This window comes from Enterococcus diestrammenae (assembly GCF_049384045.1).
GTDB lineage: Bacteria > Bacillota > Bacilli > Lactobacillales > Enterococcaceae > Enterococcus_C > Enterococcus_C diestrammenae.
Genome location: NZ_JBMRGR010000008.1, coordinates 120,275 through 132,525 on the forward strand (window position 1 = coordinate 120,275; position 12,251 = coordinate 132,525).

Annotated in this window: 8 protein-coding genes; all 8 read left to right on the forward strand. The window is 43.0% G+C overall.

Going from position 1 to position 12,251, the window contains the following annotated elements:
- The first annotated feature begins 14 nt into the window (after window positions 1-14).
- Window positions 15-3,317 (forward strand): DNA polymerase III subunit alpha, encoded by a 3,303-nt coding sequence (dnaE, locus tag ACO03U_RS07535; protein WP_204687489.1) that lies wholly within the window; start codon window positions 15-17, stop codon window positions 3,315-3,317.
- Between the two features lie 173 nt (window positions 3,318-3,490).
- Entirely contained in the window at window positions 3,491-4,453 is a 963-nt protein-coding gene (gene pfkA, locus ACO03U_RS07540; protein WP_204687487.1) for a 6-phosphofructokinase, read from the forward strand.
- Between the two features lie 87 nt (window positions 4,454-4,540).
- The gene (gene pyk / locus ACO03U_RS07545; RefSeq protein ID WP_161869986.1) at window positions 4,541-6,307 is read left to right on the forward strand and encodes a pyruvate kinase; all 1,767 of its coding nucleotides are present in this window, start codon (window positions 4,541-4,543) and stop codon (window positions 6,305-6,307) included.
- Window positions 6,308-6,680: 373 nt separating this feature from the next.
- Window positions 6,681-7,244 carry a YceD family protein gene (locus tag ACO03U_RS07550; protein WP_204687485.1) on the forward strand — a complete coding sequence of 188 codons (564 nt, stop codon included), beginning with the start codon at window positions 6,681-6,683 and terminating at the stop codon, window positions 7,242-7,244.
- 58 nt (window positions 7,245-7,302) lie between these two features.
- Entirely contained in the window at window positions 7,303-7,485 is a 183-nt protein-coding gene (gene rpmF, locus ACO03U_RS07555) for a 50S ribosomal protein L32 (RefSeq protein ID WP_161869984.1), read from the forward strand.
- Between the two features lie 243 nt (window positions 7,486-7,728).
- Entirely contained in the window at window positions 7,729-9,150 is a 1,422-nt protein-coding gene (gene gndA, locus ACO03U_RS07560) for an NADP-dependent phosphogluconate dehydrogenase (protein WP_204687482.1), read from the forward strand.
- A gap of 266 nt (window positions 9,151-9,416) precedes the next feature.
- On the forward strand, window positions 9,417-10,103 hold the full coding sequence (locus ACO03U_RS07565) for a response regulator transcription factor (protein WP_161869982.1): 687 nt from the start codon (window positions 9,417-9,419) through the stop codon (window positions 10,101-10,103).
- Window positions 10,104-10,105: 2 nt separating this feature from the next.
- Entirely contained in the window at window positions 10,106-11,653 is a 1,548-nt protein-coding gene (locus ACO03U_RS07570; protein ID WP_204687480.1) for a HAMP domain-containing sensor histidine kinase, read from the forward strand.
- Window positions 11,654-12,251: the final 598 nt, after the last annotated feature.

Below are 12,251 nucleotides of genomic sequence, written 5' to 3' on the forward strand. Positions count from 1 at the left end.
CTGGAGGTTTTTTCATGAGTTTTCCGCAAATTTATACCACAACCGCTTTTTCCTTATTGCAAAGTACAGTCGCCATCGAAGCGTACGTAGCTACCGGAGCCAAACTGGGTTACCAGACGCTGGGGATTTGTGATCGCAACGTCTTGACGGCGGCAGTCAGCTTTTTTCAAACTTGTAGTAAGGCGGGGCTTAAGCCGGTGATTGGCTTACATTTAGATTACTATTCTCCGGTTCAGCAAGGGGAAAGTGAAATTCTATTGTTTGCTGAAAATCAAGCGGGTTACGAAAAGTTGATCCTACTGTCAACGCAAAAAATGAGTGAAGGGCGCGTACAATTAGAGAATTTTTTACCTTCAGAGGACTTGACGGCGGTCTTGCCAGCTCGGAATGAACTCAGCTATTTACGTTATGGTCATCCAGAGTTATTGCCGGAACGATTGGCGACTTTAAAGCAATTGTTACCAAAACTCTTTTATGCTGTCGATAGCAATGAAGAAACTGACCAAGAGGCTGCCCAATGGTTTCAGGCAGCAGGGATTTTACCCTTTGCGGTAGTTTCGGTGGTAAGTCTTAAAGCCGATGAACTACAAGCTGTCAAAGTCATGACCCATATTAAGGAAGGAACGCAGCTGGCAGATCTGGAGGAATTGCAGCTGACGGGTTCTGGTCAGTTGCTTTCCGAGGAACAAGCAACTGCTTATTTTCAACAGCATGACGGTCAAGCTTTGGCCAATGCCGAAGCTTTTGCAACTCGTTGTGACTGGCAACTACCTTTGCATCAGAAATTATTGCCAAAATTTCCAGTGCCGACTGGCGAGGATGCAGCGACTTTTTTACGGAAACTCTGTGAAACGGGGCTATCCCAACGTGTTTCTCAAGCATCAGAGGTTTACCGAAATCGTTTGGACTACGAACTAGCAGTGATTCATCAAATGGGGTTTGACGATTACTTTCTGATTGTCTGGGATGTGATGGCTTACGCTCATGAAACAGGGATTGTTACCGGGGCTGGGCGGGGGTCAGCAGCGGGTTCACTAGTGGCGTATGTCTTAGCCATTACCGATGTTGATCCCATCGAATATGATTTGTTGTTTGAACGTTTTCTCAACCCAGAGCGCTACACGATGCCAGATATTGATTTAGACATTCCGGATAATCGCCGCGAGGAAGTGCTGAAATACGTCCAACAAAAATATGGACGTCTGCGCATGTCTCAGATCGCCACTTTTGGCACGATGGCGGCCAAAATGGTGCTACGAGATACTGCCCGCGTCTTTGGTCTGTCCCAATCTGAGTCCAATCGTTGGTCCAAGGCCGTCCCCAATACGCTGAAAATCACTTTGAAAGAAGCTTATGATCAATCTGTCCAACTGCGGGAACTAGTGGCTCAGACACCCCGGAATCAAGCCTTGTTTGCGGTAGCCTTGACCTTGGAAGGCTTACCCCGACATGTCTCCACTCATGCGGCCGGGGTAGTCATCAGTGACCGGGATTTGTCGGAGTTAGTACCTTTACAAGCCGGTTCTGATGATATTTTATTGACTCAGTTTACTATGAATGATGTGGAGACTGTCGGCTTGTTGAAGATGGATTTCTTAGGCTTGCGCAATCTGTCCATCATCGATGACACCTTGCGAGGGATCAAAAAAGTTACGGGTAAGCAACTATCTCAAAAGCAGATTCCTTTAGATGATGCCCAAACCATGGTACTGTTTCAGAAAGGGGACACCGCAGGGATTTTCCAATTTGAATCTGCGGGCATCCGCAATGTCCTTCGGCGGCTAGGCCCGGAAAATATTGAAGAAATTGCAGCGGTGAATGCCTTATACCGTCCAGGGCCAGCCCAAAATATTGATCATTTTATTCAGCGAAAACATGGCAAGGAAAAAGTCAGTTATCTGGATGATAGCTTGTGCCCCATCTTGCAAAATACTTATGGCATCATGGTTTATCAAGAGCAAGTTATGCAAGTTGCCAATAAGCTTGCGGGGTTTAGCCTAGGACAAGCAGATATCTTAAGACGCGCCATGGGAAAAAAGAAAAAAGGCATCCTGGATGAACAACGGCAAAACTTTGTCAACGGGGCTGTCAGCCTGGGTCATACCCGGGAAAAAGCCAATGAAGTTTATGATTATATTGAGCGCTTTGCCGGCTATGGATTTAACCGATCCCACGCCTTTGCCTATTCCTTTGTAGGCTTTCAGATGGCATATCTCAAAGTCCACTTTCCGGGTCCCTTTTTTGCGGCCCTCTTACAATCAGTGCGGAGTAACCCGGCCAAAGTTAAGGAATATCTAGCAGAAGCTAAAAAACGTGGCATCAAGATTTTGCCTCCGACGATTAATAAGAGTAGCTTTGGCTTTTATTTGGAGGATTTGACGACGATTCGCTTTGGCCTTGGAACTGTCAAAGGTGTCCGTCGCGATTTTATCGCTGAAGTCGTGAAAGAACGCCGGACAAATGGTCCCTATACCTCACTGGATAATTTTCTCTATCGGGTGGACAGCAAATGGCGCAAAGTCGACTTATTGACCCCCTTCATTCAAATTGGCGTCTTTGATGAATTGGAACCCAATCGTCGGCAATTGATGACGGAGTTAGAAGGGAAGATTCAAAATATCCAATACAGTGGCGGTAGTTTGGATTTACTTGATTTGATGACTTTGAAGGTAACCGATGTTCGGGAATATTCTTTAGAAGAAAAACTGGACTTAGAGGAACAGTATCTTGGGGTCTATCTTTCCGGGCATCCGGCTGAGAAATTTGGTATTTTACAAGAACGAGCCCACGTCCAACAGGTGACTGACTTGGTAGCCAATCAGAAAGTTCGCATTTTGTTATATGTCCGGGATATTCGTGAAATCCGCACGAAGAAAGGAGAGCAGATGGCCTTTATTGAAGGCAATGATGCTACTGGTGAACTGAGTGTCACGATTTTTCCGAAGCTTTATCGACACGTGCGTCAAACCTTTGCTGTCGGGGATGTTCTTTACTTGGAAGGAAAGGCTGAGATTAGCAAATACAATCAAGAATTGCAGCTGATTGCTGACACCTTGTTGTTAGCCCGGGATGCCCAAGCCAATTTGGATCAGATGACTTGTTATTTACGAATTCCGCCGGACAAAGAGCGCAGGGAGGATTTAAATCAACTTTTCCATATTATAGCGACCCATCCTGGGAGTGTCCCGGTGATTTTGGTCTATGCTTCATCTGGAGTAAAAAAAATTCTTTCCCAAGAAAACCAAATCGCCAACACGCCCCTCGTGAAAAGCGAGCTTGATGGCTTGCTAGGTTCAGGGAATGTTGTATTTAAATAGCTTACATGTTCTTTTCAGTAAATTGCATCAGTCGTTTTCATTTTTTTCATTTTCTTGCGGTATAATCAAGACATTTCAAGGATTTAATGGTAAAATATGACTCGTGGTGAATGCCTAATAGGTATAAACGTAATAAAACCAAAAAATAGAAAATTTAATGAGGTGAAAGGTTAATGAAACGCATCGGAATCTTAACCAGTGGTGGAGACGCTCCTGGGATGAACGCGGCTATTCGTGCCGTGGTCCGCAAAGGGATCTATGATGGCTTGGAAGTCTATGGGATCAACTACGGTTTTGCCGGCTTGGTAGCAGGTGATATCAGACGTCTGGATGTGGCTGATGTTGGCGACAAAATCCAACGAGGCGGTACATTTTTATACTCTGCTCGTTACCCTGAATTTGCAACGCAAGAAGGGCAATTAAAAGGGATCGAACAATTGAAAAAATTCGGTATTGAAGGGTTAGTTGTCATCGGTGGCGATGGTTCTTACCATGGAGCGATGGCCTTGACTCGTCACGGTTTCCCAGCAGTGGGTATTCCAGGGACAATCGACAACGATATCCCAGGAACTGACTTTACAGTAGGTTTTGATACAGCAATCAATACGGTTTTGGAATCTCTTGACCGGATTCGCGACACTGCCACTTCTCATGTCCGCACTTTTGTGATTGAAGTCATGGGCCGTGGCGCTGGCGATATCGCATTGTGGTCTGGGGTTGCCGGTGGGGCAGATGAAATCATTATTCCAGAACATGACTTTGATATGGCTGCTGTTGCCAAACGGATTCAAGAAGGACGCGATCGGGGCAAGAAACACTGCTTGATTGTCTTGGCTGAAGGGGTTATGGGCGGCAATGAATTTGCCGAACAACTTTCTCAATATGGCGACTTCCATACGCGCGTGTCTATTTTGGGTCACGTGGTACGTGGGGGCTCACCAAGCGCTCGCGACCGGGTCTTGGCTTCTAAATTTGGCGCTTATGCCGTGGAATTATTGGAACAAGGCAAAGGTGGCATGTGCATCGGTATGTTGGAAAATGAAGTTGTCGCAGCCGACATCGTGGAGACTTTGGAAAACAACAAACATCGTCCAGACTTGTCATTGTACGAATTGAACCAACAATTGTCCTTCTAATTTTTGTGGGATGACCTCTCAAGCAGTCTAAAATTGAAAAAAGAGCTTTCTCAGCTTTTTTAAATAAAGGAATAGGAGCGTTCAGTAATGAAAAAAACAAAGATCGTTAGTACATTAGGACCAGCAAGTAATAACTTGGAAACTATCTCTAAACTCATCGAATCAGGGGCAAATGTTTTCCGTTTTAACTTCTCTCATGGTGACCATGAAGAACAATTGGGTCGTATGACACTCGTTCATGAAGCTGTGAAGAAAACTGGTAAAGATGTCGGGATCTTACTTGATACTAAAGGTGCTGAAATTCGTACAACTGTTCAAGGAACTGATTCAGGTAAAATCGAATTTGAAATTGGCGATATCGTGCGTATCTCAATGGACGGCGAACTTGTCGGTTCAAAAGAAAAAATCGCTGTAACTTATCCAGGTTTGTTTGACGACGTTCATGTTGGCGGCCATATCTTGTTTGATGATGGTTTAATCGACATGTTGATTACTGAAAAAGACGAAGCGACTAAAGAATTAGTCACTGAAGTTCAAAATGCTGGTTTGCTTGGCTCTCGTAAAGGGGTTAACGCTCCTGGCGTATCCATCAGCTTACCTGGTATTACTGAAAAAGATGCTGATGATATTCGTTTCGGTTGCGACAACGATATCGACTACATCGCTGCCAGCTTCGTTCGTAAAGCCCAAGACGTATTGGACATTCGTGAAATCTTAGAAGAAAAGAACATGACTCATGTTCAAATCATCTCTAAAATCGAATCTCAAGAAGGGATCGACAATGTTGATGAAATCTTGAAAGTTTCTGATGGTATCATGGTTGCCCGTGGGGACATGGGTGTGGAAATTCCACCAGAAGAAGTACCAATGGTTCAAAAAATGATCATCAAAAAATGTAACGCTGCTGGTAAAGTCGTAGTTACAGCTACCCAAATGTTGGAATCGATGCAACAAAACCCACGTCCTACTCGGGCGGAAGCTTCTGACGTTGCCAATGCTGTCTTTGACGGTACGGACGCAACGATGTTGTCTGGTGAATCTGCAAATGGGGACTACCCAGTAGAATCTGTTGCAACAATGGCTCGAATCGATATGGAAGCTGAAAAAGCTTTACAAGAATTGGGTACTTTCCAAATCAACGAATTCGACAAAACCGATGTAACTGAAACAATCGGTATCGCAGTTGCTCGTGCGGCTAAAAACCTTGGCGTAAAAACCATCGTTGCGGCTACTGAATCCGGCCATACTGCACGTATGATCTCTAAATACCGTCCAGATGCAAACATCTTGGCAGTTACCTTTGACGAACGCACAAAACGTGGCTTGATGTTGAACTGGGGTGTCTTCCCAACGGTTGCTGAAAAACCATCAACAACTGATGAAATGTTTGACTTAGCTACTAAAAAAGCTGTTGAACTTGGCTTTGCTAAAGAAGGCGACTTGATCTTGATCACTGCCGGTGTTCCTGTCGGCGAACGCGGTACAACTAACGTTATGAAGATCCAATTGATTGGTTCTAAATTGTTAGAAGCACAAGGCGTTGGTGAAAAAGCAGTCGTTGCCAATGCAGTCGTTGCTAAATCTGCTGAAGAAGCAATTGCAAAAGCAAAAGACGGCATGGTCTTGGTAGTTCCTACTACTGACAAAGAATATATGCCTGCATTTGAAAAAGCTGCAGCAGTTATCGTAGAAGAAGGCGGTTTGACTTCTCACGCTGCTGTTGTAGGTATCGCGAAAGACATTCCAGTCATCGTTGGTGCAGCAGATGCAACAACTAAGATTGAAGACGGTGAATTGGTAACTGTTGACCCTCGTCGTGGGATTGTCTACCGTGGCGAAACAACAGCCATCTAAGCCAACCTTTCAGTACTAGATTTGACGACAGCCACTGCATTCAGCAGTGGCTGTTTTCTTAATAGACAACGAGCTTATAAAAATTAAGCTCCAAAAAAGCGGATAGTTCAGGAATTAAGAGGCAGATTCTGTGGCCGTTTTGCTGTCACCAACAAGATGAGAGCTAGTGTCCGAAGAATTGCTATCATAGAAAGCTCGAAAGGGAAAAAGCGTTTGACTAGAGGACAGCTATTGCTAGTTTCAGCGGAAGTGAGGCAGGGACATTTGCTGAGTAAAGCGTTATTTTCACTGAATGAAAAGGTGTCAAGAAAATTTCATTGACAAGGTAAAATTCAGCCTGTATAATAGCTTTTGTTGCTTAGAGGTGATAAATATGAAGTGGTCTTTACAAGAATTGCGGAAGTTCCGTGAAAGCGGACTGTCCTTTCAGGAAACCCTGGATGTGAAAAATGACTTACAACAGCGGGATCCTCAAATCATCGATGCGAACCCAGCTGAAGTGGCTGGTATGTTGACGGTGGACAATCAGGGCTATCTCCTGCACTACCGTGTGAAGGTCACCTTGACTGTGCCTTCATCGCGAAGTTTGGAGCCAGTTGCTTTGCCATTAGATTTTTCGGTGACAGAGCAGTTTATGACGCCTGAGCAGTTTCAAGAAAAAAGCGATGAAGTTTCGGAACATGAGGTATTGATTTTAGAAGGTCAAACCTTAGATGCTGTCGAATCCATCGTGGATAACATTGTCCTGGAGATTCCGATGCAAATTTTATCGGAAGCCGAGAAAGACGCGACCCAAATGCCAAAAGGCGAAGATTGGGAAGTCATTTCGGAAGAGGACTACTTGCAGCAAAAGAACCAAGCTGCCCCAACTATTGATCCTCGTCTTGCCCAATTATCCCAATTGTTGGAGAAATCTAACGACGAAGATAAGCAGTAAGATTGGAATAAATCGCGCGGAACTTTCGCGTTTTAAATACAAGGAGGTGTATTGAGAAATGGCAGTACCAGCTAGAAAAACTTCTAAAGCGAAGAAAAACAAACGTCGCACTCATTACAAATTGACCATCAACGGGTTGAACGAATGTCCAAACTGTGGTGAATTGAAAAAGAGCCACCACGTATGTGCCAACTGCGGCTACTACGATGGCAAAGACGTAACTACCAAAGCAGAAGCATAAGTCATTTTGTTCAAGAAAATGACTGCGAACCTCTGAGACTAACCATGGAGTCTCGGAGGTTATTTTTTTAGATGAGTTTCGATTAGTCGATGCTGGCGTTGAATAGCAACTCAAAATGGAGGCGTCTACATAAAAAAATGCAGCTATCAGTGGGATTTAAAAGTCGCTCTTGCTTTGTTTACCGAGGTTTTTGGGCTATAATGAAGAAACTGAATGATAAAAGTACTTACTGGAGGAATGAACATGACAAAACAGCAAATTGGTGTCGTGGGGATGGCCGTCATGGGAAAAAATCTGGCCTTAAATATTGAAAGTCGCGGTTATTCGGTTGCTTTGTATAACCGGACCGGCTCCAAAACTGAAGAAGTTGTCAAAGAACATCCTGATAAACAACTTTTAGCCACTTATACGATTGAGGACTTTGTCGCAGCTATCGAGAAACCACGACGGATTTTGTTGATGGTGAAAGCTGGAGCGGCGACTGATGCGACGATTAAAGAGTTACTTCCTCATTTGGACAAAGGGGATGTCCTGATCGACGGGGGCAACACCTTCTTCAAAGATACGATTCGTCGCAATGAAGAATTAGCTAACTCGGGTATTAATTTCATCGGAACGGGCGTATCTGGTGGGGAAGAAGGCGCCTTGAAGGGACCGTCCATCATGCCAGGGGGGCAAAAAGAAGCGTATGACCTCGTAGCACCGATTCTAGAACAAATCTCTGCTAAAGCTGAAGATGGCGCGCCTTGCGTGACTTACATTGGTCCTAATGGTGCTGGTCACTATGTGAAGATGGTTCATAATGGGATTGAATATGGTGATATGCAATTGATTGCAGAAAGCTATGATTTGATGAAAAACATTCTTGGATTATCTGTTTCAGAGATGGCAGCGATTTTCAAAGAATGGAATACAGGAGAATTGGATAGCTATCTGATTGAAATCACAGCGGATATCTTGACTCGAGAAGATGATTTGGGCACAGGCCAACCAATTGTGGATGTGATTTTGGATGCTGCGGGTAATAAGGGGACCGGTAAATGGACCTCTCAAAGCGCTCTTGATTTAGGCGTGCCATTGCCATTGATTACAGAATCCGTCTTTGCTCGTTTTATCTCAGCTTACAAAGAAGAACGGGTCAATGCTAGTCAAATCTTACCGCAACCTGAGAAGTACGTCTTTGAAGGGGATAAAAAGGAATTCGTGGAAAAAATCCGTGAAGCGTTGTATTTCAGTAAAATCATGAGTTATGCCCAAGGGTTTGCACAATTACGGACCGCTTCAAAAGAATATGACTGGAACCTACCTTTTGGGGAAATTGCTAAAATCTGGCGAGCAGGTTGTATTATTCGAGCACAATTTTTACAAAAAATTACTGATGCTTATGAAACTACACCAGATCTAGAAAATCTTTTGTTGGATGCTTACTTTGTCGAAATCACGAAAAAATATCAACAAGCAGTTCGTGAAGTAGTGGCTGTGGCAGTACAAGCTGGCGTACCTGTACCGACGTTTTCTTCTGCTATCGCCTACTTTGACTCTTATCGTAGCCCACGGTTGCCAGCGAATATTATCCAAGCGCAACGGGATTACTTCGGTGCCCATACCTATGAACGTACTGATCGGGAAGGAATTTTCCATTACAGTTGGTATCACGAAGAATAATCACGAACATATTAGGGATTCAGATAAAACGCTAGTCTTTGAGGACTGGCGTTTTTTTTGAGGGAAATTGCCGAGGCTTCCTCTTTGGTATCAAACTGTCAGAGAAAGAATGCCAATGTCCTAGTACTTAATTACCTATAAAAGTGATAACTTTATGATATGCCTCTTTATAAATAAGTTGGTTCATGATAAAATGGCTATAGTATTTTAATAAGAAAACAAAAGTTAATCAAAGAATATGCGAAGAGAGAAGGATTGTTACATCAATGAGTAATATCTTGATTATAGAAGATGAGAAGAATTTAGCCCGTTTTGTTGAGTTGGAATTGACTCATGAAGGCTATAATGCAGAAGTGCATTACAATGGGAGAACTGGGTTGGAGGCAGCATTAAATAACGAGTGGGATGCCATCTTGTTGGACTTAATGTTACCTGAACTGAACGGTTTGGAAGTTTGTCGACGTATCCGTCAAGTGAAAAATACACCAATTGTCATGATGACGGCACGAGATTCGGTGATTGACCGGGTATCAGGTTTGGATCATGGAGCAGATGATTATATCGTGAAGCCTTTTGCTATTGAGGAATTATTGGCGCGTCTGCGGGCGTTGTTACGGCGAATTGATATCGAAGGCGATAAAAACGTGGCGAAACAAACCACGATTACTTACCGAGACTTAACCATCGAAAAAGAAAATCGTGTGGTACGTCGTGGCAATGATGTCATTGAATTGACTAAGCGTGAGTATGAGCTATTATTGACCTTGATGGAAAATGTCAATGTTGTTTTAGCACGAGATGTCCTCCTCAATAAGGTTTGGGGCTACGAAACCGAAGTAGAAACGAATGTCGTGGACGTGTATATTCGTTACCTACGTAATAAAATTGATGTGCCTGGCGAAGAAAGCTACATTCAGACTGTTCGCGGTACAGGCTATGTGATGCGTTCCTAATCATGGAAAAAGCAAATCCCATCTCAACTGAAAAAGAACTCAAAGGCCCATCTTTAACGATAAAGTGGGCTTTTGCCAGTTCTTTCTTTATCTTCGTGGTCTTCACGATTTTTGCAGTGATTACCTACAAGTCTTCCGTGAATTTAATCGTAGCCAATGAGCGGCAAGACATCGAGGATACCATGTCAGAAGTGACCTCCCGGCTGACCAATTCTGATGAAGAACTGACTTCGGAGTTAGCCTATCGTTACTTGACAGAAGGTACGGACAGCGTGGCCGGTGATGGTAGCAAAATTGGCCAGGTGCCGGACCTGGAGGGGAACCTTTTGACGATTGATCCCTATATTTCCTTTATCGGTCAAGAAATCATGCACCTTTATGTTTATAATTTGGACAAAGAAAATGTCTTACAAACCATCGATCGAGAGATGGCATTGATGCAAACCAAGCGCAAAGATCCAACGATTACGACTGTGGGGGAACGGACGGGCTTCGTTTCCGTCGAAGCGATTTATTCTAAAAAAACGAGAGAAAAAATCGGCTATGTCCAAAGTTTTTATGAGCTGTCAGCGTTTTATGATATTCGTAGTCGATTATTGTTAACGCTGATTGTCTTAGAAATTGTATCATTGCTCTTGAGTAGTGTGTTAGGCTTCTTCTTGTCGACTTACTTCCTTAAACCATTGAAAGTCTTACGGGATACGATGGATACTTTACGAAAAGATCCACTCTCAGATGTCCAGATGCCAGAAATTGCTACCAATGATGAATTGGCAGATCTGTCGGAAATTTTCAATGAGATGATTGATCGTATGCGGACCTATATGGATCAGCAAAAGCAGTTTGTCGAAGATGTGTCCCACGAATTACGGACACCGGTGGCGATTATGGAAGGCCATTTGAGTATGTTGCAACGCTGGGGGAAAGATGATCCAGAAATTTTGGAAGAAGCATTGAATGCAAGTCAACAAGAATTGAGTCGTATGAAGACACTGGTTCAAGAGATGCTAGATCTTTCTCGAGCAGAGCAAGTGGATATTCATTATGGAAATGAAATCACTAATGGGAAAGAAGTGACGCATCAAGTTTTCAATAACTTTGTCATGCTGTATCCCGATTTTACCTTTACGTTAGATGATGACTTGTTACAAGAAGTCCCTTTGAAGATTTATCGAAATCATTTTGAGCAACTGATTATTGTCATTTTAGATAATGCCGTGAAGTATTCTACAGACCGCAAAGAGATTCACTTAAGTATCCAGCAAGTAGGAAAAGAGTTTGAAATTGCCATCCAAGATTTTGGAGAGGGGATTGCAGCGGAGGATCTGGAGAAAATCTTCCATCGTTTTTACCGGGTTGATAAAGCCCGCGCTCGCACAAAAGGCGGGAATGGGCTAGGTCTTTCCATTGCCAAACAATTGGCAGAAAGCTATAAAGGCAGAATTGTTGCCGATAGCGTGATAGGTCAGGGAACGATTTTTCGGATATATATTCCGATAAAGATGGCAGATGAGCCCTCAACTAACGAGGACAATTTGCAAAACGAATAAGCCCAAGGAGCAAACTTGTAAAAGAGTTTGCTCTTTTCATTTTTTATTCGACGATTTATCGTAAAAAAAGCACGTACGTTTATTTTGAAAAGACGTTGAATCAGTTAGTGGTTTCATTAATCAGGAACGTTGAAAAGGCTACCTAATAATATTATTCGTATTTGAAAAAAAGTAGTGAAATGCTACTTTTTTCAGTTGCTTTTTATTTTTAGAATTGCTATATTAATAAATGTCCTGTTACGGAATCTGTTTTTTATCAATAAAAAAAACACTTGACCCGTTGCGTTGGACATGATATTATAACAAAGTTGTTACTGAATAAACGAGAGTTGTTCCTTTAAAAAAGCGAAAAAACTTATTGACAAATAACAACGAACATGATATCTTGTTAGAGTCGCTTCGGTGATTAGCAGAAGTTTTCATCTGATGAGAACTTAAAAAAACTTTCAAAAACTTGTTGACTTTCTGTTGTGAAGCTGATAAGATATAAGAGTTGCTGAAGCAGTTAGCGACAACGACATTTAGACCTTTGAAAACTGAACAAAAAGCAAAAACGAACCAATGTGTAGGGCATCTCAATTTCGATTGAGATAACAAA